30 protein-coding genes are annotated in these 26,742 nt (G+C 62.4%); 16 read left to right on the forward strand and 14 right to left on the reverse strand.

Going from position 1 to position 26,742, the window contains the following annotated elements:
* Positions 1-87: 87 nt before the first annotated feature.
* Positions 88-1,188, reverse strand: coding sequence for an EAL domain-containing protein (locus J7I86_RS04695; RefSeq protein ID WP_214816141.1), 1,101 nt, complete (start codon positions 1,186-1,188; stop codon positions 88-90).
* A 184-nt stretch (positions 1,189-1,372) separates the two neighbouring features.
* On the opposite strand from J7I86_RS04695, the gene J7I86_RS04700 reads away from it, so the two are divergent.
* Positions 1,373-2,182 carry a CPBP family intramembrane glutamic endopeptidase gene (locus tag J7I86_RS04700; RefSeq protein WP_214816145.1) on the forward strand — a complete coding sequence of 270 codons (810 nt, stop codon included), beginning with the start codon at positions 1,373-1,375 and terminating at the stop codon, positions 2,180-2,182.
* Positions 2,183-2,207: 25 nt separating this feature from the next.
* Here J7I86_RS04700 and J7I86_RS04705 read toward each other — a convergent pair whose 3' ends face one another.
* Complete coding sequence (locus J7I86_RS04705; protein ID WP_214816147.1) at positions 2,208-2,795, reverse strand: MarR family winged helix-turn-helix transcriptional regulator; 588 nt, start codon at positions 2,793-2,795, stop codon at positions 2,208-2,210.
* Positions 2,796-2,897: 102 nt separating this feature from the next.
* Here J7I86_RS04705 and idi point away from each other — a divergent pair, with 102 nt between their 5' ends.
* From idi to J7I86_RS04735, 6 genes are read left to right on the forward strand one after another with little or no spacing between them, the layout of a single operon-like run.
* A complete protein-coding gene (gene idi, locus J7I86_RS04710) occupies positions 2,898-3,452 on the forward strand; it encodes an isopentenyl-diphosphate Delta-isomerase (RefSeq protein ID WP_214816150.1) in 555 nt (184 codons plus the stop codon).
* Complete coding sequence (locus tag J7I86_RS04715) at positions 3,449-4,573, forward strand: polyprenyl synthetase family protein (RefSeq protein ID WP_214816153.1); 1,125 nt, start codon at positions 3,449-3,451, stop codon at positions 4,571-4,573. The genes idi and J7I86_RS04715 overlap by 4 nt, the downstream gene beginning before the upstream one ends.
* On the forward strand, positions 4,570-5,475 hold the full coding sequence (locus J7I86_RS04720) for a squalene/phytoene synthase family protein (RefSeq protein WP_214816156.1): 906 nt from the start codon (positions 4,570-4,572) through the stop codon (positions 5,473-5,475). The genes J7I86_RS04715 and J7I86_RS04720 overlap by 4 nt, the downstream gene beginning before the upstream one ends.
* Complete coding sequence (gene crtI / locus J7I86_RS04725; protein ID WP_214816159.1) at positions 5,472-7,124, forward strand: phytoene desaturase family protein; 1,653 nt, start codon at positions 5,472-5,474, stop codon at positions 7,122-7,124. Before J7I86_RS04720 ends, crtI begins: the two co-directional genes overlap by 4 nt.
* Complete coding sequence (locus tag J7I86_RS04730) at positions 7,124-7,474, forward strand: lycopene cyclase domain-containing protein (protein ID WP_214816162.1); 351 nt, start codon at positions 7,124-7,126, stop codon at positions 7,472-7,474. Before crtI ends, J7I86_RS04730 begins: the two co-directional genes overlap by 1 nt.
* Positions 7,471-8,679: a prenyltransferase gene (locus J7I86_RS04735; RefSeq protein ID WP_214816164.1), complete on the forward strand. Its 1,209-nt coding sequence runs from the start codon at positions 7,471-7,473 to the stop codon at positions 8,677-8,679. Before J7I86_RS04730 ends, J7I86_RS04735 begins: the two co-directional genes overlap by 4 nt.
* Here J7I86_RS04735 and J7I86_RS04740 read toward each other — a convergent pair.
* A complete protein-coding gene (locus J7I86_RS04740) occupies positions 8,674-9,231 on the reverse strand; it encodes a MarR family winged helix-turn-helix transcriptional regulator (RefSeq protein WP_214816167.1) in 558 nt (185 codons plus the stop codon). The two genes, J7I86_RS04735 and J7I86_RS04740, sit on opposite strands and share 6 nt — an antisense overlap.
* Positions 9,232-9,365: 134 nt before the next feature.
* Between J7I86_RS04740 and J7I86_RS22625 the strand changes: the two genes are divergently transcribed.
* The 3 genes from J7I86_RS22625 to J7I86_RS04750 all read left to right on the forward strand — a co-directional run bounded on the left by J7I86_RS22625 (position 9,366) and on the right by J7I86_RS04750 (position 11,967).
* On the forward strand, positions 9,366-9,527 hold the full coding sequence (locus tag J7I86_RS22625; RefSeq protein WP_286179294.1) for a hypothetical protein: 162 nt from the start codon (positions 9,366-9,368) through the stop codon (positions 9,525-9,527).
* A 6-nt stretch (positions 9,528-9,533) separates the two neighbouring features.
* On the forward strand, positions 9,534-10,133 hold the full coding sequence (locus tag J7I86_RS04745; RefSeq protein ID WP_286179295.1) for a tryptophan-rich sensory protein: 600 nt from the start codon (positions 9,534-9,536) through the stop codon (positions 10,131-10,133).
* 274 nt (positions 10,134-10,407) lie between these two features.
* Complete coding sequence (locus J7I86_RS04750; protein WP_214816170.1) at positions 10,408-11,967, forward strand: HNH endonuclease; 1,560 nt, start codon at positions 10,408-10,410, stop codon at positions 11,965-11,967.
* Between the two features lie 142 nt (positions 11,968-12,109).
* On the opposite strand, the gene J7I86_RS04755 is transcribed toward J7I86_RS04750, so the two are convergent.
* The 5 genes from J7I86_RS04755 to J7I86_RS04775 form a co-directional block, all read right to left on the reverse strand.
* Positions 12,110-12,574 (reverse strand): DUF4383 domain-containing protein, encoded by a 465-nt coding sequence (locus J7I86_RS04755; protein ID WP_214816173.1) that lies wholly within the window; start codon positions 12,572-12,574, stop codon positions 12,110-12,112.
* A gap of 190 nt (positions 12,575-12,764) precedes the next feature.
* Positions 12,765-13,100, reverse strand: a complete 336-nt coding sequence (locus J7I86_RS04760) for a hypothetical protein (protein WP_214816176.1) — start codon at positions 13,098-13,100, stop codon at positions 12,765-12,767.
* 67 nt (positions 13,101-13,167) lie between these two features.
* Positions 13,168-14,301 carry a hypothetical protein gene (locus J7I86_RS04765; RefSeq protein WP_214816179.1) on the reverse strand — a complete coding sequence of 378 codons (1,134 nt, stop codon included), beginning with the start codon at positions 14,299-14,301 and terminating at the stop codon, positions 13,168-13,170.
* A gap of 193 nt (positions 14,302-14,494) precedes the next feature.
* Positions 14,495-15,496: a LysM peptidoglycan-binding domain-containing protein gene (locus J7I86_RS04770; protein WP_214816182.1), complete on the reverse strand. Its 1,002-nt coding sequence runs from the start codon at positions 15,494-15,496 to the stop codon at positions 14,495-14,497.
* A gap of 62 nt (positions 15,497-15,558) precedes the next feature.
* Complete coding sequence (locus J7I86_RS04775) at positions 15,559-16,314, reverse strand: class I SAM-dependent methyltransferase (protein WP_214816185.1); 756 nt, start codon at positions 16,312-16,314, stop codon at positions 15,559-15,561.
* A 62-nt stretch (positions 16,315-16,376) separates the two neighbouring features.
* On the opposite strand from J7I86_RS04775, the gene J7I86_RS04780 reads away from it, so the two are divergent.
* The 4 genes from J7I86_RS04780 (at position 16,377) to J7I86_RS04795 (ending at position 19,173) form a co-directional block, all read left to right on the forward strand.
* Positions 16,377-16,847 carry a MarR family winged helix-turn-helix transcriptional regulator gene (locus tag J7I86_RS04780; protein WP_214816188.1) on the forward strand — a complete coding sequence of 157 codons (471 nt, stop codon included), beginning with the start codon at positions 16,377-16,379 and terminating at the stop codon, positions 16,845-16,847.
* 88 nt (positions 16,848-16,935) lie between these two features.
* The gene (locus J7I86_RS04785; RefSeq protein ID WP_214816191.1) at positions 16,936-18,414 is read left to right on the forward strand and encodes an MFS transporter; all 1,479 of its coding nucleotides are present in this window, start codon (positions 16,936-16,938) and stop codon (positions 18,412-18,414) included.
* Between the two features lie 180 nt (positions 18,415-18,594).
* Positions 18,595-18,981, forward strand: a complete 387-nt coding sequence (locus tag J7I86_RS04790; protein ID WP_214816194.1) for a hypothetical protein — start codon at positions 18,595-18,597, stop codon at positions 18,979-18,981.
* Entirely contained in the window at positions 18,982-19,173 is a 192-nt protein-coding gene (locus J7I86_RS04795) for a hypothetical protein (RefSeq protein WP_214816198.1), read from the forward strand.
* A gap of 28 nt (positions 19,174-19,201) precedes the next feature.
* On the opposite strand, the gene J7I86_RS04800 is transcribed toward J7I86_RS04795, so the two are convergent.
* From J7I86_RS04800 to J7I86_RS04810, 3 genes are read right to left on the reverse strand one after another with little or no spacing between them, the layout of a single operon-like run.
* Complete coding sequence (locus J7I86_RS04800) at positions 19,202-19,921, reverse strand: transporter substrate-binding domain-containing protein (protein WP_286179297.1); 720 nt, start codon at positions 19,919-19,921, stop codon at positions 19,202-19,204.
* Positions 19,922-19,931: 10 nt separating this feature from the next.
* Positions 19,932-20,462 carry an alpha-hydroxy acid oxidase gene (locus J7I86_RS04805; RefSeq protein ID WP_214816201.1) on the reverse strand — a complete coding sequence of 177 codons (531 nt, stop codon included), beginning with the start codon at positions 20,460-20,462 and terminating at the stop codon, positions 19,932-19,934.
* On the reverse strand, positions 20,372-20,926 hold the full coding sequence (locus tag J7I86_RS04810; RefSeq protein ID WP_214816204.1) for a hypothetical protein: 555 nt from the start codon (positions 20,924-20,926) through the stop codon (positions 20,372-20,374). The genes J7I86_RS04805 and J7I86_RS04810 overlap by 91 nt, the downstream gene beginning before the upstream one ends.
* Here J7I86_RS04810 and J7I86_RS04815 point away from each other — a divergent pair.
* Positions 20,901-21,905 carry a helix-turn-helix domain-containing protein gene (locus tag J7I86_RS04815; protein WP_214816207.1) on the forward strand — a complete coding sequence of 335 codons (1,005 nt, stop codon included), beginning with the start codon at positions 20,901-20,903 and terminating at the stop codon, positions 21,903-21,905. The genes J7I86_RS04810 and J7I86_RS04815 overlap by 26 nt on opposite strands.
* Positions 21,906-21,933: 28 nt before the next feature.
* Here the strand turns inward: J7I86_RS04815 and J7I86_RS04820 are convergent, their stop codons facing one another.
* The 3 genes from J7I86_RS04820 to J7I86_RS04830 form a co-directional block, all read right to left on the reverse strand.
* Entirely contained in the window at positions 21,934-24,288 is a 2,355-nt protein-coding gene (locus J7I86_RS04820; RefSeq protein ID WP_214816210.1) for a glycoside hydrolase family 65 protein, read from the reverse strand.
* A 30-nt stretch (positions 24,289-24,318) separates the two neighbouring features.
* On the reverse strand, positions 24,319-25,050 hold the full coding sequence (locus tag J7I86_RS04825) for an HAD family phosphatase (RefSeq protein WP_214816211.1): 732 nt from the start codon (positions 25,048-25,050) through the stop codon (positions 24,319-24,321).
* 549 nt (positions 25,051-25,599) lie between these two features.
* Positions 25,600-26,223: an alpha/beta hydrolase gene (locus J7I86_RS04830; RefSeq protein WP_214816214.1), complete on the reverse strand. Its 624-nt coding sequence runs from the start codon at positions 26,221-26,223 to the stop codon at positions 25,600-25,602.
* Positions 26,224-26,268: 45 nt separating this feature from the next.
* Here J7I86_RS04830 and J7I86_RS04835 point away from each other — a divergent pair, with 45 nt between their 5' ends.
* Positions 26,269-26,730 carry a helix-turn-helix transcriptional regulator gene (locus J7I86_RS04835; protein ID WP_214816217.1) on the forward strand — a complete coding sequence of 154 codons (462 nt, stop codon included), beginning with the start codon at positions 26,269-26,271 and terminating at the stop codon, positions 26,728-26,730.
* Positions 26,731-26,742 lie beyond the last annotated feature (12 nt).

Raw genomic sequence — 26,742 nt, forward strand, 5'->3', positions numbered from 1 at the left:
TCCTGCCTCAGCAGTCCCCGATTTTCTTGGGACCGAAAAACCCCCGCATGCTACTTTACGCGAGTCACCCAAATGCCGGGCAGTCGGCTAGCCTGCAGGCTGTGCCTCCGTCTGCGCACGGATACTCCATGCGGACCAATCCAGGGGGCGAACGGAAGGGCGCCCCAAGAGGTACCCCTGGGCCGCCGTAACCTTCAAGGCGGTGACTTCGTTAAGTTCGGCAGCTGTTTCGATGCCTTCAGCGATGATGTCCGCGCCGATTTCCCGCGCGAGCTCCACCATGGCCATGGCTCGGGTCTTTTGCCCGTCGTTGCTTTCAATTCCTTCAATCAAGTGTCTATCCAGCTTGATAATGTCCGGCCGCAGCTGCTCAATCCGTTCCATGGAAACCAAAGCGGCTCCGGAGGCGCTGATGGCCAGGCGCAATCCCAAGGCGCGCAGAGGACCCAGCCCGTCGTTGCCGGTTTGAGCTCCGACGGCGTCCAAGCTGCCGGTGAGTTCAACAATGATTCTGTCCGGGGCGAGCGCCGCCGCAGCCAACAGGTTCCGCACGCGGGGGTCCCTGGACGTTGCGGGAGTGAGGTTCAGCGCAACGGACATCCGTTCCGGAACGTCATTGGCTGCGGTGAGGGCGCAATGCAGCGCGGCAATTTCAAGTTCCGTGCCCAAACCGGCTGCCGCGGCCTCGTTGAACCACACGTCGGCTCCGGCGCCGTCTTCACCCACGAACCTGGTCAACGCCTCCACGCCCACCACCTCGCCGCCGGGCAGCGCATGAACGGGCTGGAAAGCCGTCAGCAGGAGCTTGTCTGCAAGGATGGACTGGATGCCTTCGCGGACTTCGTGGCTGACGGGGACGGATACGGTCCGGGCTATGTCCGAAGACTCCAGATGCAGGCTGGCAGCTTCACGCTGGACCGGGACCTTGACGGTTGAGCCCGGTGTTTTGCGGGTCTCCAGCAAGTGCTCCAACAGAGCACGCTCCGGATCGTCGGGGCGTGCATCAAGCAGCGCGCGAAGGTTGTTCCTGACGCCTTCGCTCCGGGCATCGCTGTCGGCAAGGATGGATTCGATGATGTCCAGCACTTGTTCGCGCATGGTCATGTCTTCGCCGGCCGGTGACTCCGCAGCGTCACCCTTCGGTGAGCTGCCACTTTCCGGTGTAGAAGAGCCCGAGTCTTGAGCCATAGTTATTCCTTTGTGTGTCCCCCACTGGCAAAGCCAGCCATGACGGAGCCGACGCGTAAAACGTGTGGGCCCTGTCACGAATCTTACAGAGGAATCGGCGCAGTTGAGACACTGCGATGACTTTCTCACGAGGGAAAACGTGTTGCCGGACGGTAAGCCCTGACATGCTGGAGGGGTGACACCCATGGCAAGGGAATTACCCCGGACCGTACTGACGTGGAAGCTGCTGCCGGCGGCCCTGCTTTCCCTGTCCGGCGTGCCGCTCTATGCGTTGGGCAACGGGCTGCTCGGCTATGGCCTGCTGGTGGCGAGCGTGGCGACCGCAGCGTTCATCGACCACCGACTAATGCGGCATCTCGCCTTGATCGCAGCAGGCATGACCATCTTCAGCCTGGTACCCCTCAACGCCGACCTCAGCACAGAGCATATGGCGCTCATGGGCGGCGCCTTGGCCTTGGCCGTGCTGGTGCCCTGGCTGGTGTCACGGTTCGCGTACCGCGAAGACATCATCAAGTTCCCGGTGAATACGGGCCGTAAGTGGCCCCTGGCGGCCAAGCTCTATCTCATCGGTGTTGTTGCACTCGGGTACTTCATCCTGCCGGTGTACCTGATCAGGACGGGCGTCTACCAAAACTGGCCGGATGCTTCGGATCCCGAGATCTTCTGGCGGCTCTTCCTGGGCGTCAACGCAGTGGGAATTTGGGACGAACTTTTCTTCATCTGCACCACGTTCACCCTGCTGCGCCAACATTTTCCGGACTGGCTGGCCAACCTCCTGCAGGCGGTGGTCTTCTCCTCGTTCCTATGGGAGATCGGCTACCAGTCGTGGGGTCCGCTGCTGACATTCCCCTTCGCCCTGCTTCAGGGCTACACGTTCAAGCTCACCAAGTCCTTCACGTACGTGGTGTCCGTGCACCTGCTCTTCGACTTCGTGCTGTTCCTCGCGCTGGTTCATGCGCACAACCGGGACTGGCTGCCAATCTTCCTGTACTAGCCCGCGTTCTGCGCTAAACCGACGCCTACGTCCCGGAACCCGCCCATGCTTCATCAGAAACTTCAATTTCCCGCGCCATGTCATCCAGGAAGCGCATGACCGTTTCCCGCTCGGAGGGGGTGAGGCGTGCTGCCGCGAGGAACCGTTTGGCTTGTTGGCGGCCGACGGTCTTCATGGCGGCTGCGTGCGTTTCGGGAGTGATGGCGATGGCGAGCGCGCGGCGATCGGAAGGGTGGGCGTGTCGTGTGACGTGGCCCGCACGTTCCAGCCGGTCGAGCAGCTTGGTGGTTGACGCCGTCGAGATGTGCAGCCGGGAGGCTATTGCCCCCGGGGTGGCAATGACCCCGTGGTTAGCGCAGACAATCAGGTAGTGCAGAGCCCGCATGTCTGATTGGTTGAGCTTCATGTACCTGAGTGAGGCGTCGGAGAGGCGTTCTTCTGCCTCGCGCAGCCTTGCCAGGGCTGCCATGAGCTCGCTTATTTGCTCTACGTCCGCCGCGGTAAGGCCGGAGCGATCCACCAGTTCCTCATGGGGATCGTTGGCGTCCAGATGATAGATGCCGCCAGAAACCGGAGTACCGGCTTCTTCTGGTATCTCTTCAGATCTGGACATGTTTGGTATGTTACACCTAACTTCCTACATGGTAGCCTTTCTTCTAGCCTGTCTAGCAATATTTGGGTTTCGGCAGAATCAAGGTGTGGAGGTAGGCGCAAGATGAACGCGACAGAGATGGTGGTCCTCCTTGATGACGCCGGAACGCCCATTGGGCAAGCCCCCAAAGCGGGAGTGCACACACTGGACACCCCCCTCCACCTCGCATTTTCCTGCTACCTGCTCAACGACGCCGGGGAAGTTCTCCTGACCCGCCGTTCACCCGAGAAAAAGACGTGGCCCGGCGTGTGGACCAACAGCTTCTGCGGCCACCCCGGCCCCGGTGAGGAATTCGAGGATGCCGTCGTACGGCGGGCACAGTTTGAACTGGGGGTCGATGCCATCCGGATCGAACTAGTCCTCCCCCACTTCCGTTACAGGGCGGTAGACCCCACCGGGATCGTAGAAAATGAAGTTTGCCCCGTCTACGTAGCGCGCATCACCGGAGTCTTGAAGCCCAACCCCGCAGAAGTTGCGGACTGGGCCTGGATCTCACCCGCGTTGCTCGCCGAGGCCCTTGAGCACACACCCTCCGCGTTCAGCCCATGGCTTGGGCTGCAATTCCCGGAGCTACGTGACGCGGGCGCTTTGCCGCTCCAAGCCGGGGCGGAAGCATGACCATCACCTCAAGCACCGTCCGCAGCCGGACAGATCTCTGCACCGCGATCGAAGACGAGCTCAGCGGGCTGATCGGCAAGAGGGCCAGTGCAGCGACCACCTATGGCCCGGACTTCGCCAGGCTCTGGGCGCTCGCCGGGCAAAACGTCCTCGGCGGCAAGTTCGTTCGGCCCCTCCTGCTCATGGAAACATACGACGCCCTGCAGCAGACCCACGAGGATCAGCAGGCCCATCAGGCTCACCATGGGAACAGCTCCACGGAAACACGCCAACGCGAAACCGCCATCAGCATCGCCGCTGCGATCGAGCTCCTGCACTACGCCTTCCTCCTGCATGATGACGTGATCGACGGCGACCTCGTCCGCCGCCGGCACCCCAACCTGATCGGTTCCCTCCTCGCGGAAGCGGGCGAAAACTCCCGCGCCGGGAGCGGCCTTCACTGGGCCCAGACCGGGGGAATACTGATGGGCGACATGCTCCTCGCGGCCACACACCAGTCCTTTGCCCGGGCAGATCTCCCCCACGAGCTTCGCCTGCGGCTGCTGGACCTCTTGGAACACACCATCAACGAGACCGTAGCGGGCGAGCAACTGGATGTTGGCCTGGGCGATGGCGTCATTGCCCCGGATCTCCAAACCATCCTGGTGATGTGTGGCTACAAGACGGCCACGTACACCTTTGAACTCCCCCTGCGCGCCGCCGCTACGCTGGCAGGCGCCGACTTCGCCGTCGAGAATGCGCTCGCAACAGCCGGCAGGCATCTTGGCCTCGCTTTTCAACTCCAGGACGACCTCCTGTCCACCTTCGGGGATCCTCGCCGCCACGGCAAGGATCCCTTTTCCGACCTCCGCGAGGGCAAGGAAACGGCCATCATCGCCCATGCACGGACCACCATCGCATGGCCGGACATCGAGCCCTTCTTCGGCAAGCCTGAGCTGAGCGTCGGAGACGGCGAGCATGTCCGCCGGTACCTCACCGACTGCGGGGCGGAGGCATTTGTCCAAGGCCTCATCGAGGAACAACTGCAGGCAGTCAACAATCAACTGACCGGCACCATCCCGGCAAGCGTGCGCAACGTGATGCTCGATTTCGCGGGACAGCTGGAGGGACGGCAGTCATGAGCGTCGCCACGGATACCTCGTTTACGCATTTCACGCGCACGGCCGAGCGTGCCGCCAACCAGGTCATTTCCGCGTACTCCACCTCGTTCGGCCTGGCCTGCCGGTTGCTGGGTTCCCGGCACCGCCAGCACGTCCGCAACATCTATGCCCTGGTGCGGGTGGCCGACGAACTCGTTGACGGCGTGACGGCGGAAGCCGGCCTGAGCTACCAGGAGCAGTGCAACGCCCTGACCCACTTCATTGACGAGACACACCGGGCCGTGCAACTCGGCTACAGCAGCGACCTCATCATCCACGCCTTCGCTCAGACAGCCCGCACCGCAAGGATCGATCACTCGCTCATTGATCCGTTCTTTGACTCCATGCGCATGGACCTGGGCGAGCACAGCGCAGCTCCGGCAGCTCCGCTGCGCTTCGACGCGGACGCCCACGAAGGTTACGTCCATGGTTCCGCTGAGGTGGTGGGGCTGATGTGCCTGCGGGTCTTTATGCGGGACGAGAAGATGGACGACGTCGACACCACGGCTTTGGAGTACGGCGCCGGCAGGTTGGGCGCTGCTTTCCAGAACATCAACTTCCTGAGGGACCTGGCCGATGACACCACCCGCCTGGGCCGCAGCTACCTGGGCACCTCGGACCATCTTGAGGATCAGGACCGCATGGAGTGGGTCGGCACCATCCGTGCGCAACTGGACGATGCCAACGCCGTCATTCCCCTGCTGCCGCCCGACGCCCGCGCTGCCGTCCGGAGCGCCTCGGCACTGTTCCAGGCACTGACGGACAGGATTGAACAGACCACGGTGGACGAGCTCTACCGCTCCCGTGTCCGTGTTCCGGATGCGGTAAAAGCCGGACTCGCGGCCCGCGCTGTCGCCTCAACCTGGATGGAGCTGCACCGATGACCCGGACAGTAGTGATCGGCGGTGGCATCGCTGGGCTTGCCACCGCCGCACTCCTCGCACACGAAGGGCACGAGGTCCAACTCCTCGAACAGCGGGATCAAGTGGGTGGCCGCGCCGGCAGCCTCGAACGGGGCGGCTTCCGATGGGACACCGGCCCCTCCTGGTACCTGATGCCCGGCGTGTTCGATCACTTCTTTGAGCTGCTCGGCACCAGCACCGCTGAACAGCTGGATCTACGCACGCTCAGTCCTGCGTACCGCCTCTTCAGCGAACCAAACCACGACGGCGTACGGCCGGACCCGCTGACAATCCCCCTTGGCAGTAACCATGTTTTGGATACCTTCGAACGAGTTGAGCCCGGCAGCGCCAAGGAACTCCAGTCCTACCTGGCCTCGGCACAGCACACTACGGAGATGGCTGAACGGTTCTTCCTCTACAACCCGTTCACCAAACTGCAGGCGCTGCTCCAACCGGAGGTTATGCGCAGCCTGCCCAAGCTCGCCCAGCTGCTCCTGACGCCACTGGACAAGTACGTTTCCCAGCGGTTTCAGCATCCAGTGCTTCGACAAGTGCTGAGCTATCCGGCGGTCTTTCTGGGGACCAGCCCCTCTGCTGCTCCGGCGATGTACCACCTGATGAGTGCTTTGGATCTGGGCGATGGCGTGCAATACCCGATGGGCGGTTTTTGGGCACTCGTTGAACGCCTGGAAGCCTTGGCCCTCGACGCCGGAGTCAGGATCCACACTGGGGCCGAAGCCCTCAAGATCACCACCCGTGAAGCGGCGCACCCCAAGAAACCGGGGCGCTTTGACGGCCTGAACCTCACCGCCCGGTTTACCGGCAAAGACAGCCGGGAAGTCACCGGCGTCAAGTGGCGCGACAACTCCGGGGCTGAGCACTACAGCGTTGCCGATCAGGTGGTCTCCGGCGCCGACCTGCATCACACGGAAACTCAACTACTCGGCGTCCGGGACCGGAGCTACAACAAGAAGTACTGGCAGAGCCGTACCAGTGGGCCCGGCGCAGTCCTGGTGATGTTGGGAGTGAAGGGTTCGCTACCGGACCTTCCCCACCACTCCTTGTTCTTCACCCGCGATTGGGAGGACAACTTCGCCTCGATCTTCGGTGACGATCCAAGCATCCCGGATCCTGCCTCCATCTACGTCTGCAAACCCAGCGCCACCGACCCTGGCGTCGCACCCCAGGGCCATGAAAATCTCTTTGTCCTGGTCCCCATCCCCGCCGATCCCGCGCTGGGAGCAGGTGGACCCGACGGCAGCGGCGATGCCCTGATCGAACGGACGGCCGACGCCGCCATTGACCAGATCGCCCAGTGGGCCAGCATCCCGGATCTCCGCGAACGCGTGGTGGCCCGGCACACCATCGGTCCGGCCGACTTCGCGCGCGACTACAACTCGTGGCGCGGCGGCATGCTGGGACCGGCACACACCCTGAAGCAAAGCGCCATGTTCCGGGCCCAAAATGCTTCCAAGCGGGTTCGCGGCCTGTACTACGCAGGCGCCACCACAGCTCCCGGCGTTGGCGTGCCCATGTGCCTCATCAGCGCCGAACTGGTCCTGAAGCGGATCCGCGGCGATCACAGTACCGGCCCTACCACTGCGAGGCCTGTAACTAGCAGGATTGGCTAATGGGTGTTCTCTACTTGGCCTCGCTGCTCCTGGGCATCAGCTGCATGCTCCTGCTCGATCACCGTTTTCGCCTGTTCTTCTGGCGGGACGCCAAAGCGGCGGCAATCGTGACCGCCGTCGGGGTTTTGTTCCTGCTCGGGTGGGACCTGGCCGGAATCGGGCTGGGGATCTTCCTGCGCGGCGAAGGAACCATCGCCACGGGGCTGCTGCTCGCACCCGAACTGCCCCTTGAGGAACCCGTGTTCCTGCTCTTCCTGGTGCTCTGCACCATGGTCCTCTACACGGGCGCGCGGCGGATGCTTGACCTCGTCCCGGCCAAACGCAGCGAAAAAGAGCGTGAGACCGTATGACCTACCTGTGGCTCGCGCTCGCCTTCATCGCCGCGGCAGTGGTCGCGGGCGTCATCTTTGCCCGCCAAGGCGCCCGTCCCGGCGAAGCCCGCAAACACTGGAAAGCCGTTGGTCTCGCTTTCGCCGCCCTGGCTGTCCTTACGGCTGTGTTCGACTCCGTGATGATCGGCATGGAGCTGTTCCACTACGACGCCTCACACATTCTTGGCCTCAAAATTGCCCTGGCACCTATCGAGGACTTCGCTTACCCGCTGGCAGGCGCCGTGGCACTGCCCGGACTGTGGATGTGGTTGACGCGCAAGCCTAACGGTTCCAGTTCCCGCTCCCGCCCGAACCTCAAAGGGCTCGTCCCCCAGGCTTTGCTCGCCTCGCGACCGGTCAGCTGGGTCAATACCGCCTACCCGTTTGCAGCGGCCATGCTCCTCACCACCCGGGACATCGACTGGGTATTGATCTTATGCACCTTCTACTTTCTGATCCCTTACAACCTGGCCATGTACGGCATCAATGATGTCTTTGACTATGAGTCGGACCTCAAGAATCCGCGCAAGGGCGGCATTGAAGGCGCGCTGCTTCAGCCACGTCTCCACCGGCCCATGCTGTGGCTCGCGGCGATCACCAACATTCCGTTCCTCCTGGTGTTGGCGTTCGCGGGAGGGCCGGCTGCATGGATCAGCCTGGCCGTGAGCGCCTTCGCCGTGGTGGCATACTCCGTCGCAGGACTCCGCTTCAAGGAACGCCCGGTCTTGGACTCGCTGACGTCCAGTACGCACTTCGTCAGTCCCGCCGTCGTGGGCTTGGCGCTGGCCGGCGCCAACGTGACGTCCGGGCTGCTGATCCTCCTGGCCTCATTCTTCCTGTGGGGCATGGCCGCGCACGCCTTCGGCGCCGTCCAGGACATCGAACCCGACCGTCAGGCCGGCATCGGCTCCATAGCAACTGTCATCGGTGCCCGCCGCACGGTGAGGCTCGCCGTCGGACTCTGGCTTGTTGCGGGCCTTGCGATGCTGGCCGCACCGTGGCCCGGGCCGCTCGCGGCGATCATCGCCGTCCCGTACATCGTCAATTGTGCCCCGTACTGGAACGTGGCGGATACGACGGCGGCGCGCACCAACGTGGCATGGCGGCTGTTCATCTGGCTCAACTACGGTTCGGGATTTTTGGTGACGCTCATTTTCATCCTGCAGTGGAGCCTCACGTCATGAGGCTGCGGGATCCCGAGGGTCTTCAGACTTTGCCGGGTTTGCAGGGGCTTCAGACTCTTCATCGATGGTGTCCAGTGCTTCGCGCATGTGCTGCAGGAATTCCACCACCACGCGGGAATCTTCGGGGCTCAATGCGCAGGCCGCGTCCAGCATCCGGCGGTGCATCCCGCCCAAAGTGTGCCGGACTTCCTGGTCCGAGCCCGGTGTTGCCTTCAGAATCAATGCCCGGCGATCAGTGGGGTGGGGTTCGCGCCGAATATGGCCGGACTCAACCAACCGGTCGATCAGGGTTGTCATGGACGCTGAGGTTATACCGAGTTTGTCGCCCAGATCCTTCGGCTTCATCACTTTGCCGTCGGCCTCGGCTTCGAACAAATAGCGCAGCGCCAGAAGGTCCTTTTCGCCCATGCCCATGGACGAACGCGTCCTCCGCCGCATCGCCTGCTCGGAGGCGCGGTAATCCCGCAAAGCGTTCAGCACGTCAATGGCTATGGCCTTCTGACCAGGGTCTTTGCCGTACCAATAACCCTGTGCGTGGCCTTGCGCGTCCATCCGGCATTCCTTCGATAAGCGTAAAGCTCGTTTCACTAGCAATTTGATAGTAAGTCACGTACACCCTGAATGCATGACCCCGCACATCCCACAAGGAAAGAGGCTCAGCAGATGAAAACCCAAAGCCCGGATCTATGCGGCAGATCGCAGTCACCGTGAGCTTGGTGGTCTGCATTGTCGGTTCGATGATCGGCGTCGGAGTCTTTGGCGGGACGCCCATCGCGCAGGCTGCCGGCGGCGCCTTGGCCGCAGACTCAACCCTTCTGGCGCCAGCCACACCAGCCTTCTCCATATAATCGGTGGTGTACACCGGGCTCGCCGCTTTCACGGTGTGGCAGTGGCTGCCGTCCCAGCGGACCAATCCGCGGCAGCGGTCGCTCGGCTGGATCGTTGCCGTGTCCATGATCCTCAATGCGGCGTGGATCCTTTCCGTGCAGGCGGGCTTTCTTCTTGTCAGTGTGGTGGTGATCCTTGCTCTGCTGGTGACGCTTGTGCTGGCGTTCCTCCGCTACAGCCAGAGCCGCGCAGGTTCCTGGGTGGAGGCTGTTGTTGTTGATGGGACTTTAGGGTTGTACCTGGGCTGGACCAGCGTGGCAGTGTGCGCCAACATCGCAGCCGCGTTGAAGGCTGCAGGTTTTGAGGGCTTCGGCTTGCGACCCGAAATTTGGTCAGTGGGCGTCCTGGTAGTGGTAGCCGTTGTGGGCATTGCCTTGGCCATCAAGGGTCACGGCCGGCTCGCCCTCGCAGCCGCCATCGCATGGGGCCTTGCGTGGATCACCGTCGGGCGCAGCGCCGACGCATCTGAGTCATTCCCGACGGCGATCGCAGCGGCTGTTGCTGCAGCCTTGGTCCTCGGTGCCGCGATCACAGTACGGACAAGGACAGTGCTGGAGCGGCGCTAGCGTTTGTCCCGCCTATCCTTCCCGCACTTGTTCGCTTCCCGCCCCGCCCTTCCCGCACTCGTTCGCTTCCCGCCCCGCCCTTCCCGCACTCGTTCGCTTCCCGCCCCGCCCTTCCCGCACTCGTACGATTCCCACCCCGCCCAACGGTGTGTCACCCGAACGAGGGCGGGAATGACGGGCATCTTGGCTGCGTGCTGCATTCAGCTTTGGATGCTTTTCCACATAAGCCGGTTGCCGCCTTATGGTGTGCCCTGCTCGCTGGAAGAGTGGGGGTATGGAGCAAATTCGGGCGGGCGAAGCGATTGATACGATCGCGCTCCTTCCCGCGTCACGAGGGCAGTTATTGGACTCCGCGACCCGGGTTTCGGATCTCATCTCTCTCGCGAGCGCGGTCCGTCTGGGCACTGAAAGCGGTGAGTTGATTGATCAAATCCGTGGTCTGGAAGACCTGAAGTCGGCCATATCCGCTTTGCACGCCCGCGCTGCGGTGGCTTTTGATCTTGCCCAGCGTGCCGAGCAAGCCGAGGCTGGTGTTCCTGCGTCCGAGCGTGGCCAGGGGGTGGGTGCGCAGGTGGCGTTGGCGCGGCGGGAATCCCCGAACCGTGGGTCCCGGCTCCTTGGTTTGGCGAAGGCCCTGGTGATGGAGATGCCACGGACTTTGGCTGCGTTACAGTCCGGGCAGTTGAATGAATGGCGGGCCACGTTGCTGGTGAAGGAGACCGCGTGCCTGTCTGTTGAGGACCGGTGTGCGGTGGATGAGGAGCTCGCCCCCGATACTGGGACCTTCGACGGGAAGGGCGATAAGGCGATCGTTGCGGCGGCGAAAGCTGCCGCGTACCGTCGTGATCCGCGGTCGGTGGCCGGGCGTGCCAGCCGCGCCGCCGCGGAACGGACAGTGAGCCTGCGTCCGGCACCGGATACCATGACGTACCTGACCGCGCTGTTGCCGGTCGCCCAGGGGGTGGCGGTGTATGCCGCGCTGACGCGGGCGGCTGATTCGGCCCGTTCCAGCGGTGACGCCGGTTCGGGCAGTGCTTCCGATTCGGGTAGTGCTGTCCCGACTCGCGGCCAGATCATGGCCGACACCCTCGTCGAACGTGTCACCGGCACCCCGGGCGGGATCTCGGGGATTAACCTAAACCTGGTCATGACCGACCGCACCCTCTTCCAAGGCGACAGCGAACCAGCCCGGCTCCAAGGCTACGGAATCGTCCCCGCCGAATGGGCCAGAGCACTGCTGACCGAGGAGGATGGGAATCCTAAGGAGCAGCGGGGCCAGGACAAGCCATTGGCCGAGCGCAACGAGTTCCAAGTCTGGCTTCGCCGTCTCTACACCGCGCCAACCAGCGCTGAGCTCCTGGGAACGGACTCAAAAGCGAGGTTCTTTCCCCGACGGCTCCGTCGCTTCGTTGAGACCCGAGACCACACCTGCCGAACGCCCTACTGCGACGCGCCCATACGGCACATCGATCACATTGTTCCGTGGCAGGGAGGCGGAGAAACAAGCCTGGCCAACGCGGCGGGCCTCTGCGAAGCCTGCAACCACACCAAAGAAAATCCTGGGTGGACCGCCAAAGTCACCTCGGGCAATGGGACGTCCGAAAGGTCGAACGCTGGTAACGACACTGCGGCGGGCACCATGACCGGGGAAGTGCACACCTTTGAAGTCCGCACTCCACCCGGCCATCGTTTTCTGTCCAGGCCCCCACCACTCCCCGGCCATCAGGCCAAACAGTCAGGGGCGGAACGCACAGAAGGCAAACCGTTAGGAGCCGAACCCACAAGAGCCAAGCTGACAGGAGCCGAACCCGCAGGAGCCGGTCCAACGCGATAGTCGACCGCAATCTTGCCCCAAAACAACGCACCCTCGGCACCTCTGAGGCGCTGCAAGAACTGCACAGGCAAACGGGCGGACTGCCCAGCTGTCCGCCCGTTTGCTTGGGGCTCCCTAACGACCGCTGGGGCCCGGGACCCTGTTACCTTCCAGTGACGGTTCCCGTGCGAGTGGTGGTCCGCCGGCTAAGTGCCAGGCCGAGGGCCAGCATGCCCAGTCCCAAGATGAGGTGCAGCCAGTTGTCGGCGTTGTTGACCGGGACGAAGTTCGCACTTGATTCCTGATCGATCAGAAGACCATAGATCCAAAGCACCAAGTACACGGCTCCACCACCGATGAGGTAATTGCGGGCCTGGCCGGGAGTACGGGCCATCAAAATGCCTGCCACACCAAAGAGCAGGTGCACGATGTTATGCAGGATGGAAACTTGAAAGATTCCCAGCAGGAGTGCGTCTGAATCATGTCCTGCGAAAGACAACGACTCGTAATTCGAAGTGACTCCAGGGATAAATCCCAGCACTCCAACGAGGAGGAATACCGCTCCTACAATTTGTGCTGCTCGTTGGATGGTTGTTCGTGTTCCGGCGGGGCTGTTGGTGGATGTCATGAGTTCTCCTCTGTCGGCAAACGGCTCAAGATCCTGATAGTTGAGACCGGAACCGTCTGCTCAATTCCAGTCAACCCGAAAGTATCATAAGGCTACTTACTAAGAAAGGAGTTTAAGCTATTACGGGTGGGGAACTTTGCACTGACCTCCGACACCCGGACCGCCTGTTTAACCCGTTGATGAACTACTACTACGGCGCGCAGGCGTCCTTGAGAGCTTGAACCGACTCTGCCGGGACTTCGTCTCCGGCCTCCGCGATCTGGTTCAACGGCGTCGTAATTTCTGCCGGGACGCCGGCAGTACTGGCAGCTGAGACCAAGCCAGCCAGCAACTGCTTGTCCTGAACGCTGACCAAGCCGTCCTGGACTACAGCGCAGACTTGTTTGGTTACTTCATCGGCAGCGGCCGTGGCCACCTTTGAAGCGGCGTCGCTGGCGGCGCTTGTGGCAGCTTCCTCCACGGCGCCGCAGCCCACGAGCAGCAACAGCAGGGGGACGGCGGAGAGGGCTGCAAGGCGACGGGTCATGAGCCCAGCCTAGCAATCGAACCGCACTGGCCCATCTGCCGCGATCCCGGGTGCCACAAGTTGAGGATCACAAGTTGCACTTCGCTGTTGCGATGAGCTCCTTGACCGGACCTTCGTGCAGAGCCAGATAGACATCGTCCCGGACCTGGTTGGCTTCCGCATCGGTCATCGTTCTGTCGAGAGGACGCAAGACCAGCCGTATCAGGGCGTTAGCCTGCCCGGCTCGGATTCGAAGCCGATCCCGTGCTGCCGCCGGGAGCTGATCGGACGTAGTCAGGGCCAGCAGTTCAACGCTTTCCAGGTCCTCAGCCCGACCCGCCAACGCTGAACGAACCCTGTCACCAAGCAGTTCAGCGTCCATGACCTTCCCCACCACAATGGACAGATCCCTGCGAATGGATGGCATTGGGGACACGGGTTTCCACGGAGACAGGTCCAGCATCTGCTCTTCAATCCGCGCATCGGCAGACCGGAGCAACCTGATGTCCGGCACGCCCTTGCGAAGCATCAGTGCACGGTCCAAGCCCATCCCAAGTGCCAACCCGGACCAGGTTCCAGGATCCAAGCCGGCATCAAGGAAAAGCCGGGGCGTCACGAGCCCGCATTCAGCAAGCTCAAGCCACTCACCGTTCATCAGGACATCAAGCTGCACGCCCTCTCGCGTATAGGGATGGATGGCAGGAACAACGCGCCATTCGGCGCCGGGAAGGACAGCGTTCACCAAGGTGTTGGTCATCTCCCGCAGGTGGGCTGAGTCCAACGTCTGAGTGGAGCACACGCGCCAGAGGTCCACCTGATGCGGAGTTCCTACGTGGGTGCGGTCAATGGAATCGCGCCGGTAGACCAACCCTGGTACGACCCACAGCTCGTCCAGCAGCTCCTCCGGATCCAGCGAGCGCAACAGGGACGGGATGGAAGCAGAGGTGTGGCTGCGCAGCATGACGGTGGGGCTGATGTAGCGGGAGTATCTTTGGTCACGAGTGACGTCGGCGGCGCTGAATCCCAGCCGATCGTAATTATCGGCCACACTGACCAGCGGGCTATGGCGCACCATACGTTCGGCCACGTTCCACTGCCGGCGCAGATCGTGCACCACGTCACCCAGGAGCGATTGCATTGCATGCGGACCATGGTCGGGGTTCGAGAGATCCCTGATATTCAGAACATCGTGAAGTTCTGAGGGGGTGAGATAAGTGTGCATTGCGGGTCCTTATTTCGGAATGAATGGGGGCTTCCTCCCCCGACTCACTCCGGTGCCAGGACTTAGGCGCGCGCCAAACAGCCCTCGCGACCGGAGACCGGTCGGGGGCAAGTAAATCGACGCATTGAGAGCATGGGCCGACTATACCGCTGTCCAGCGCGCCTGGACAGCGATGGGACGCTCCCAACCAGGACTACTTATTGATCGGCTTGTTCAGAGCAATGCTGATGGTCTGGCCGGGTACCAACTCCCCGGAGGGCGCATCCGTTAGGTCGTACCAGGATCCGGCGCCGCCGGTGAGTGGCCGGTTTGCTGACCGAATGTCCACAACACTGAAGCGGAACGAGACCTGTCCCTCGGTGTCTCCCGCCGCCGTCGTGTACGTCAGGGGGATTCCGTCCGCGTCTGCGGTAAAGGTTCCCCGGGCGCCATCGATCGGCATCTCTCCCGGCATCAACCGCATCCTGGTGCCGGCAGGGATGGGTTTTCCAGCCGAAAGGGCAGGGTTGTACATCAGCAACTGCTCGGTGGTGGACCGGAATTTGTAGCCGAGGCTGTCGAACGAATCACCGTCGACGGTTGTGTACAAGATCGGCTGGCCGAAGGAGTTGTTGACCGTTGCGCCGGTGCCGGATCTGCTGTCCACAGGGTTTTTCTGCAACTGGATCAGATGCCCGGTGCGGATGAAGTAGGTGTTGCCCTGTTCGTGCACGTAGGGGACTTTGTTCGCTTCCGCCAACTGCTTCGCCGTGATTCCAAAGCGGTAGGTGATGCCGGCCAGAGTGTCGTCCTCCACAATCCGGTAGCTCACGGGAATGCCGTGCGCATCTTCGGTGACCTCGCCCCTGGCACCGGTGGCTGGGCCCGGCGCCGGAATCAGGCGAAGCTTGGTCCCCGGCACCAAAGCCGCTCCGACCGGCAGTCCATTGAACTGCGCGAGCTTCGCTGTGGAGAGTTCAAAGGCATCTGCCACTCCCGCCAACGTGTCCCCGTCCGCAGTGGTGTAGAAGTCCACATTTCCGAAAGAATCAGCGACCTTGGCACCCGTGAGGGACGCTTTTTCGACGGCGGCAGGAACGGTGGACACCGGAGGCGCCGGTGAGGGTGACACTTCCGTTGAAGGCTGAGGCGTACAGGCAACCAAGCCTGAAGCGAGCACTACCATGAGCAGGACGGACGCAACCGAAACCTTCATTCTTTCCCCCAAAAGCCCCGCGTCACCGCGGGTGTAAAACCACACAGACATTCGTAAAGACCCTAGCGCGTGTTGAGCCTGTACACCGAGACGTGACTCCGCGACTCCGCTGTGAACTCGCTGCGGTCCCAATCAGCCCATCTGGATTCCAGCTGGAATCCGGCCACTCGTGCCATGAGATCGAGCTCGCTCGGCCAGATGTAACGGTGCGGCGTCCGCCCGATCTTCGCCTCCCGCCCATCCGAAAGCTCAGGGCTGAAGTGCACGTGGTGCGAAATGACATGTTGGCGCAGCACATCGTAGGTATCTACCAGCAGGTACCCGGGTTGGCTCACTTCCACCGTTCCGCCGTGCCCGGGCGGTAGCAAACGCAATTGTGGCACCCAGAGCTCAATAACGAACCGGCCGCCAGGTGCCAGATGACGGGCGGCATTCTCGAAGCACCGGATCTGTTCGTCCTGCGTTAAGAGATTGGCGATCGTGTTGAACACCAGGAAAGCCAGCGAGAACTCTCCATCAACCCGCGCTTGGGACATATCGCCCTGAACCACGGGGATGCGGTCCTCGCCTACCTTTTCCCGCAAACGGGAGATCATGGCGTGGGACAGTTCAATCCCGCTGACGGGGACTCCCGCTTCAGAGAGGGGAATGGCCACCCGCCCGGTACCGATCGCAAATTCGACGGCGGGACCTCCCGCGGCGAGCCCGGACAGGACCTCGACTGTGGGGACAAGGACCTCGGGAGAGAACATCCCCTCCCCGGGAGTGTCGTACTGACCGGCGGCTTCCTCATCCCAGAGCTGTTGCTGGTTGATCATCCTCCAACTATTGCAGCTGGGCACCGGCGGCTTGGCGAGGCGCCCCCACCTATGCTTGACGGATGGGAGAAAAGCCAGTAGATCATGTGGCGTTGGCCGTCTGCATGATTGATATTTCGTCTGATATCCGGCGTAAGTCGCTCAACGAAACAGGCCTTCGCCCCATTTCGAACGGTGTACTGGAGATCCTCAGGGTCATTGAAAGCCACCCCGGAGTCACGGTTGCCGAAGTGGCCGCCCGTTTGGGCCGGCAACTGAGCAATGTAAGTGTGCAGTTGCGCGAGCTCGTGGCGGCCGGCCTTGTGACCCGGGTCAAGGATGCAGCGGACAAGCGATACGTCTCCCTCCACCCCACGGACGAGTCCAAACGCATCAAGTCGCTCCTCGAAGGTGCATGGGCCGAGGCTTTAACGAAAGCCAGCGAACGGCTGCTCCCCGAAGAGCGGGATCAGATCGCGGCCAGCCTTCCCGCGTTGGAGCGGCTGGCCTCGTTCCTTGCCGAACCGGAGAAGGCAGCGGAACAACACCCTTAGGACGAACGTCACGCCCTCACGACTTACACGAGTCACTAAAAGTAGTTATGCTTTCATAAGTATTACTACTGACAAGAATGGGTGACGCGTGGCATCACAATTACTCGAGACGTCTGGCTCCTTGGGCCACAGCGGCAAGGGAGAAAACAACAAAAAGGGCATCGGCTGGCGGGCTCTACCCTTCCTTGCCCTCGCCCAGTTCATGGTTGTCCTGGACGGCACCATCGTGAACCTGGCACTCCCCCGCCTCCAGATGGAGATGGGCATCAGCGACTCCACGCGAGCATGGGTGGTCACCGCCTACGCCCTCGTCTTCGGTGCTTTCTTGCTGTTGGGCGGCCGAATCTCGGATTTCTGGGGACGGAAACGTACCTTCATCACAGCCTCGGCCGGCTTCGCGGCGGCCTCCCTGATAGGTGGTCTCGCGCAGCAGCCGTGGGAACTGATCGGCGCACGAGCACTCCAGGGCATCTTTGCCGCACTGCTCGCCCCGGCAGCGCTTGCACTCCTGACGGTCGCTTTTCCGGGCGGAAAGGATCGCGGAACCGCGTTCGCCATCTTCGGCTCCATCAGCGGGGTGGGAGCGGCCGCCGGCGTCCTGCTTGGCGGCTTCCTCACCGAGTTCGTTTCGTGGCGCTGGTGCTTTTTCGTCAACGTCCCCATCGCCGTCATCGCCCTTGTTGGCGTCTGGACTTTGGTGAGTGAAAGCAAAGCGGGCGGTTCCACCAAATACGACTGGCCCGGCGTCGTTTTTGCCGCGCTGGGCCTGGGCTCCCTGGTCTACGGCTTCGCCAACGCCGAGCACGGATGGGCTGCCATCGATTCGTGGGGCTTCATCGCCGCAGGCGTGGCACTTCTGATACTGTTCGTCGTCGTCGAGCGCCGGGTCAAGAATCCGCTACTGCCGTTGCGCGTCGCTACGGAACGCAACCGCGCGGCAGCCTTCCTGGCATCGTTCCTGGCCGGCGCAGTCCTCATTGGCGGCATCCTGTTCATCAACTTCTACCTCCAGATTGTTCTGGGCTTCGCTCCGTTTGCTGCCGGAATTGCATCCCTGCCCATGACCGTGGTGCTGATCATCACCGCCGGCCTGGTCGCCAAGAACCTGCCCAAGCTGGGGGCGAGGATCCCCAGCGCGCTGGGACCGGTCTTCATGGCAGCGGCGATGCTGTGGCTCACTCAAATCACGCCGGATGGCACGTACACGGTCAGCATGCTCCCCGCGCTGATCCTGATGGGCGTCGGCCTGGGAATGGTCTTCGTCCCCATGCAGAATCTGGCCCTGTTCGGCGTGGACAAGGACGATGCCGGCGTCGCGAGCGCGTTGGTCAACGCCTCCCAGCAGATCGGCGGCTCGCTGGGCATCGCACTCTTCAGTACCATCGCGGCCGCAGCCACAGCCGCAGTCGGTGGAGGGACATTGGCTGCGCTGACCTCAGGCTACTCGCTGGTGTTCCTGTGGGCCGCGGGCGTGGCCGTACTGATCGCCCCGATCGCGTTGCTCCTGATCAGGATCGACCGCAAGACCTTCAGCGGAACGAGCGATACCCCACACGTTCACCTCTGATAGACGCAGAAGTGCCGCCACCCCATCCGGGGTCGGCGGCACTTCCGTTTTGAAGCGGCCAAAGATAAATCACGACGGCGGTTAGGCTGCGTAATGATTGACATGACATAACTCACATTCGGTAAGCTAATTTCATAGTCACGCAGCCGGCTTCCTTCGCACTTATCAGGGAGGTCCGCCTTGGCCCCCAATTCCCTCAAGTCAGAACTTCTCCTGGCCCATGGGGTCGCGACTTCCGCGGCCAGCGTTGCTCGACGAAGAGCAGCCGCAAACCACGGAAGCCACGGAGTATCCAACAAACCCGATGCCCTCCTTGGAGCCATAGCCGTCAGGCAGTTGTTCCACCGCTGGCCGTTGGTGCCGTCCCGTGAACTGGAACGGATCCGCCACGTGCTCATCCACTGCGATCAGCTCGGGTCACCGGACACACATCACTTATCCGAACCGGCCCAAGCGCTGCTGGACCTGATCAACTGCGAACTCGAACGGCGTCGAAACGCTGCCGGTCCGCAACCGACCCCTGGCGAAAAGATGCCCGCAGACGGTCCGGAACGGGGCGCCGCTTAGATGGCCGGGCACTTTGAACTGTTCGAAGAATCCGGAGGTGATTGCCGGGTCCGCCTCGTCGACGGCGACGGGACGGAACTCGCTCTCTCCATCTGCTTCCAGGACAAGGACTCCGCAGCCAAGGCCATCTACTCGCTGCGGGAGATCGCGGCGAGTGGCCTGGTTGAGGACCATACATCGCGGGCATCCTGAAAGGCCTGGACGCGGAGGTTGAGCGTGCCTAGGGAATAACCGCTACGATGTCAATCTCCACCCGGAAGTCGCCCAGGAACGAGCCCACTGTGGTGCGCGCCGGGTAAGGGGCTACTACGTACTTTTCGTAGATGGCATTGAAGCCGTCAAAGTCACGCCCCGGGTGGTGCAGGTGCACGGTGGCCTTCACTACGTGGGAGAAGTCCAGACCGTGAGCGCCCAGGACCTCGCCCAGGTTCTTCATGGCCTGAATGGTCTGTTCCTCGATGCTGATCTGCATGTAGTCAACAAAATCCAGGACTTCCATGCGCTTCTCCGTAGGGGTCATGGAGGAAACAGTCATGTCGTAACGGTTGGCTGCCAGGCCGGGAATGATGGAGTCGAAGTTGGCCACCTGGATGTCTACTTTGACACCCAATGCCTCGCCGATGAGACGGGCCACGTCCGGGTTGGTTCCGGTCATTTCCTGCGTACCTTCGCGGTAGAACTGCGTCGGCGGTTCGTTAGTGGGGATGGCCACCCGCAGTACCTTGGAAGCCTTGACGGACTCCGGAAGAAGGTCGACGGCGGCTTGGTTGACTTCCAGCGCGGGGACGCCGGTGTTCGCTGCGGCAGCGTCGCCGGACGGGTTCGACGTCGACGCGTTGCCGCTGGGGCTGCATGCCGTCACCGCCAGCATGAGCGCTGCCGTCACGACGATCGCGGGTAAGGCACGTTTGGTTTGTTGGGGGGCAGAGAGATTCTTCATCAGGGGGTCCTCATTTGTGCAAGTCCGATGGGTGCGGCCTTGGGGATATGGGTGGGTTGGGTGCGGGTGAACGCTCCCGGCCTTCGGCACGCAGTTCTTCGATGGTGGACACTCCAAGGAGCATCATGGTGCGGGTCATTTCTGCCCGGAACATTTTCAGGACGTGGGCCACTCCGGCCTCGCTGGCCGCAGCCAGTCCGTAAAGATAGTGGCGCCCGATGGAGCAGGCATCAGTGCCCAACACCAGGGCCTTGGCCACGTCCGAGCCCCGGCGGATACCGCCGTCGACGATGATTTCCATCCGGCCGGCAGTCCTCTCAACGATGTCCGCAAGGACATCCAGCGGAGCAGCCATGTGATCCAACTGCCGTCCGCCGTGGTTACTGACCTGAATGGCGTCGATTCCGATTTCGGCTGCCAGTGCGGCGTCGTTCGGGTTGGCCACTCCCTTCAGGACGGTCGGACCGTTCCAACGCTCCCGCAGATCGCGGAAATCGTCCCAGTCAGTGGGTTCGTGGATCCGGCGAGCAGCGTCCGCCACATATCCGGCGAGCTGGCCAGGGGTCCTTCGGGGACCTCCGCGTCCAGGTTGGGGAAAGCGATCGCGTCATTGGCCAGGAACCCCAGCGCCCACGCGGGGTGCAGCATTCCCTCCACAACCGTCTTCGGCTTGATGGACGGCGGGGCGGTGAACCCCTTGCGGTAGTCGCGCTCGCGGTGTCCGTGATGGGTGCCGCGGCCGATTCGGTGTCCGGCGTACGCCTTGGAGACCTCTACGCATTCGCCAATGCCGTTGCCTCCATCACCAACGGCGCGGCGAGCATTGTGGACCCGCTGGGCCGAATCCTTGGCTATTCCACGCTCCCCGGCCAGCCCATTGATGAGCTCCGCCGCATCACCACGCTCACCCTGCAGGAAACCACCCAGCCGGCCTTCGATCAGGACTTCAAGATCGTCTATGCCGCCCCCCGGAGCGGTCGTGGTTCCGGCGCTCGACGACGGCATGGCCCGCCTTGCGCTGGCCGTCCGTGCAGGCGGTGAGCTACTGGGGTCCATCTGGATCATCGACCCCGGCGAGGAGAAACGCGCCACGGCACTGCATGCGTTGGACCGGATGGCACCTTTGGCCGGGTTGCACATGCTCCACGCCCGCTCGGCCTCCGACTTTGGTGAACGACGCAATGCCGACCTCATCCGGACCCTCATGGACGACACTCCGCATGCGTCGTTCGCGGCCGCGCACTTGGGATTGGATACAGCCAACGGCCTGGCCGTGGCAGCTTTTTCGATTGTTCGCCCGGAGACAGGGAGCCTGGAATCCGTGCGTGACATCCACCGACTGCTGCACTTGGTGACCACTCTGTGCAACGTGCAGTTCGGGAACAGCCACAGCGCCCTGATCGGCTCAGTGGTCTATGCGCTGCTGCCCTGCAACGGGACCTCGCCGCGTGGCCCGCACGGCCGCATCATCCAGGAAATTGAGGCATATTCGCACACCATCAGTTCGTTCCCCGTCATCGCGACGGTGGGTGGCATTGCCGAAGGCATCGAGGACCTCCCCCGGTCCCGGTCCGAGGCCATCCAAACCCTGTATTACCTGCTGAACGTGCAGGCACGGGAGGGGAAATCCTCCGGGACGGGAAAAGTGCAGAGCGTGGCACTCTACGAGGACTTCCAGGCCCCCTTGAACCTCCTGAAAATCGGGGAGTTCATTGAGGACAACGGGCTGGGCGGAGCGGACGAGATCGCCCGGATCCAAGCCCGCGATGCCGAGCAGCAAACGGACTACCTGGACACCCTCCGCGCCTACCTTGCCTCCAACGGGAACATTTCCGCCATGGCCACCCAGCTTCATGTGCACAACAACACGGTTCGGTACCGGGTGACCCGCCTGGCCGAGGATTTCAACCTGGACCTGGCGGATCCGCAGAAACGGCTGTGGTTGTGGCTGCGCTTGACCACCATGGACCTCGCGTCCACGTAGCCGGCACCCTTCCGGCTGTAGTGGTGACTTACCTGATGATCGGAAGTCCCGCCGTCGGGAAGACGCTGGGGAAGATCGACGGCGGCGGGACGGATACGGTGTCCAACGGCACCGCGACGGTGCTCGTCCCAACGGTGACGTCCTGTCCCCGCACGTCGATAGGGAGCGGTTCTTCGCTGTAGTCCTGGCCGGATACGAGCGTCAGCGCAATGGAACCCTGTGCGAGATCCACGGCCAACAAGCGCCCCTGCACCTTGAGCCTGAAGGACAGCCCCTCCCATTCAACCGGGAGCCGGGGATCGAAGCGCAGCACTTCGCCTTGGTCCCGCATGCCGGCGAAACCGCACACCAAGGAGCTCCAGATACCGCCGGTGGAGGCGATGTGGACGCCGTCAATGGTGTTGCCGTGCGAGTTGTCCAGGTCAATGAAAAGTGCCTCGGTGAAGTGCTGCAACGCGACGTCGCCGTATCCAACCTCGGCCGCCATGATGCCCTGCACGCACGCGGACAGGGTGGAATCGCCGGTGGTGATGGGATCGTAGAAGTCGAAGGCGCGCTGCTTTTCCTCGGCCGTGAAGTCCTGCCACTGAAGGAACATGGCCAGCACGGTATCGGCCTGCTTGAGGACCTGGTGCCGGTAGATCACCAAAGGGTGGAAGTTCAGCAACAAGGGGTACTTGGACTTGGGCGTGGTCCAGTCCCAAGGCTCCAACGTCATGAAGTCGTTGTCCTGGCTGAAGACCTCAAGGTGGGAATCGTAAGGAAGCGACATCCGCTCGGCTGCCTGCCGCCACACCATACGCTCGGTGTCGGCTATCCCCTCATGCTCCAGCGCGGCCGCGGCACGCAGATTAAACCGCGCCATGACATTGGTGTAGAGGTTGTCATTGACCACGGCCGTGTATTCATCCGGGCCGGTGACCCCGTGGATGTGGAACATTCCGTCCTTGCCGAAGAAGCCCAACGAGGCCCACATGCGTGCTGTCTCAATGAGCAGATCGGCACCCAGCTCGCCGTTGAAGCTGTCATCGCCGCTGGCCCACTGGTAACGGTTGGCTGCGAACGCGATGGCCGCGGCAATGTGGAACTGGGCGGTGCCGGCAGCATAGTAGGCACTGGCTTCCAGGCCGTTAATGGTCCGCCATGGGAACAGTGCACCGTCCACGCTGAGTTCCTTGGCGCGGACGCGCGCATCCGGCAGCATCGCGTGCCGCGATTCCAGCACCTTCCTGGCACCGCACGGGTTGGTGTAGGTCAGGTAGGGCAGGAGGTAAACCTCCTGGTCCCAGAAGTAGTGGCCCTCATAGCCCGAACCACTCACGCCCTTGGCCGGGATACCTGCCACACCGGCGCGGGCAGTAGCCTGAGCCAACTGGAACAGACCCCACCGAACGGCCTGCTGCATCTCCGGTTGACCGCCGATGCCGATGTCCGCCGTGGTCCAGTATTCGTCGTAGTGCGCCTTGCTCTGGGCCAGGATTTCGGTGAAGGGCACCAGGTTCGCTTCGGCTTCCGATGCGAGGCTCTCTCCGCGGTCTTCGGCGTCTGAGGAGCCGGCCACCACGTAGCTGACCGACTTCTCCAAACGGAAAGTGTCGCCGTCGTGAATGGCCAATACGTAACGGACAGAAGACTCGTCCTCCGCCACCAAGGTCTCAAATGGTTGGCCTTCCGCGGAGATCCAGTGATCCACGGCCATGGCGACGCGCTGGCGGGACTCGGCCGTCTCCCAGGCGAGGCGAAGCGAGCCGTCCGAACCTTGGAGGTGCAGCGGGAGCAGGACCCGGCCCGCGTGCCGGCCGGAGCGGCGCGGGTCATGGACCGAGTGGTCCTCCACAGGCTGGTCCTGGCGGTTCACGACGCCGGAGGTGATGTCCGCGGACACGTCCCGGTCAGCTGTCAACGACAGTTCCAGGCCAAGACATCCGCGGGAATCGAAGCCCACCGCGCGGCGCTCCACCGTGGTGACGGTAGCGCCCGAGCGACAGGCCCAGGTGATGCTTTCTTCGTAGACGCCTGTGGAAAAGTCCACGCTGCGGTGGTAGTCCAACACAGTGGATTCAGCCAGGCTCAGGGCCTCGCCATCGATGGAAACAGTGAAGTTGTTCGCATCCGGCACATAAACGATCCGCTGGCCGGTGCGGGCGAAACCATAGGCATTTTCGGCGTGCTTGATGTCCCAAATCTCATGGAAGCCATTGACGAACGTGCCTGGGAGCTCGCCGTCCCCTGCCGTTGAATGCGAGCCACGAATGCCAAGGTGGCCGTTGCCGAGGGCGAACAGCGTTTCCAGCGTTCCCTCGTCACCGGGGACGTGGATGTTCTCCACGAGCTTCCAGGGTTCGCAGGGGAAGCGAAGCCGATCGGAGCTGATGAGTGCCATGGGCTGTTGAAGTCCTTCGAAAAAGTAGGGTCAGAGAAGATCGTTGAGGTCGTCCACCACAAGCGTGGCGCCGGCGTTGAGCAGGGTTTGCCTGCCTGCTCCCCGGTCCACGCCGATCACGGCATAAAAATCTGCACCGGCGCCCGCCTGGACGCCGGACACTGCGTCTTCCACCACAATGCATTCCTCCACAGGCACGCCCAGCAGGCCTGCTCCGTAGACATAGGTGGCCGGGTCCGGCTTACCGGGTAGTCCGACGCCGGCAGCAACCTGGCCGTCCACCACCACCTCAAAGTGGTGGTCCAGGCCCGCGGCCTTCAGTACTGCGGGCGCGTTGCGCGAGGAGGACACGACCGCCACTTTCAGGCCCAGCTCCAGTGCGGCGTTGATGAACTTGACCGAGCCTTCATAAGGCTCAACGCCGCGGGAGTTCACGATCTCGTTGAAAATGGCGTTCTTCCGGTTGCCCAGGCCCTGCACGGTTTCGTTGTCCGGGTGGTCATGCACCGGACCTTCAGGCAGCGTAATCCCACGGGAGGTCAGGAAATCACGGACGCCGTCGAAGCGCGGCTTGCCATCGATATGATCGAAGTAGTCGCTTTCCTGGTACCCCTGTGGGTGGCCCGCGGCGGCCAGGTAGCCATCGAATAGTTCCTGCCACGCCTGCTCATGCACCACGGCAGTGGGTGTCAGCACGCCGTCGAGATCGAACAACAGCGCCGAAGCGCCAGTCCAGGCATTACGAAGATCAGTCATGTGCATTGTTCCGTTCAGCGTTTGTGGCGCGTGGTTTTGCGTTCGATGAGCTTGGTATGGAGAAGGTGGTTGGACGGATTCAGTACTCAGGCCCCCAACTCGGCCTCGTCACAGGTGGCAGCGATGTGCTGCGGCGGTGAAGCGATGTTCAGTGAGGTGATGTTTATTTAGCGCACGCCCAAAGCCGCGGAACCGTGGAGTCTCAGTCACAACGGAGTGTTCATTGCTCGAGAGAACGGCCAAGTCCCAGTGGCCCAGCCCCGGCAGGTGTTGGGAGCCCGCCAGGCTGCGTGTTCGTCATCGATACCTATATTGTCCCACGGAACATTTCGCATGCCCACGCTGGCTGCCCTGGTACACCGGCTCAACCCTCCATCCTCTCTCCTGACGCCTCGGCCTGATTGCCGTGTTGGGGCCATTCGCCAAAAGTGTAAGCGCTTACAATTCTGTCATTCAATAGAGTGCGCTCGGATGCGAAATTGTGACGCGAATCTCACGGAAAGCTTGATTCCCAGGACTGGATGCCGTCTAATCCCATACGTTTGGGCTAGCTGCTCAAGGGACGTTCAGGACGTAGTACTTCAGGAACGCGCTGACATCCACCAATTCGGGCGGCTCGATTCTGTGGCCCATTCCCGGATAGGTGCGGGCCGTCAAAGCTACGTTGGCGTTCAACCACTCCTCTGTGTGGGCTATGGCGTCCTCGTTGATCACCGGATCGGCTTTGTCCCGCCCCCAGAAGAACGGGGGCGGGGTGTCAAAAGACTCACTCAGGGCCAGGAGATCGTTGTCCAGGACGAAGCCGGACAGGCCCACCGTTGCCCTAAACGCAGTGGGACGCAGGCGAAGGAGCGTGCTGGCCATGGCCATGCCCTGCGAATAGCCCAGCAGGCTGACGCTGCTGTGATTTTCCTTGACGGAATTTATCCAGTTGAACACCGAGTTGGTGGACGCTATGACATCCGAGAAATCGTTGGTGAGGAAGTAGTCCAGCAGGAACCATCCGTAATCGTCGCCTATGACTTTGGGGCCTCGCAGGGCGGCGCAGCTGAACTCGCCGGGCAGGTGCGGGAAGAGGTTCACCATGCGCTGTTCGCTGGTCCCGTAACCGTGCATCATCACCAGCAAAGGCGTGCCCTTGCGCTGATTTTCGGGCTTCGACCACACCACTGATTCCATGGGCACGAGCCTAGTAGACTGCGCCCCACCTAGTAGACTGTGCCCATGACTCCGCAGGAACTGGCCAACCTGGCCCATCTGCGGCGCGCACGCGACTTCATCGATCGCGAATATGCGCGTCCCCTGGATGTGCCCACCATGGCCACCGGCGCCCTGATGTCCCCCGCGCATTTCTCCCGTCAGTTCAAGGCCGCCTACGGCGAATCGCCCTACAACTACCTCATGACCAGACGGATTGAACGCGCCATGGCCCTGCTCCGGGCGGGAACATCCGTCACCGACGCCTGCATGGAAGTCGGTTGTACCTCGCTAGGCTCGTTCAGCACGCGCTTCACGGAAATTGTAGGCATCAACCCCAGCGAATACCGTGCCCGGGAGCACCACGCGGTAAAGGCCATGCCCACCTGCATCGCCAAGCAGCACACGCGTCCTGAAAGAACCGGGAACAGCCAGCAAGGCAAGTCCGCCAAGAACCTGAGCAGGATTGAAGAAGCGCCCGCGTCGTAGCTGCAATAGCGT

The organism is Arthrobacter sp. ISL-95, assembly GCF_018613695.1.
Lineage (GTDB): Bacteria > Actinomycetota > Actinomycetes > Actinomycetales > Micrococcaceae > Arthrobacter.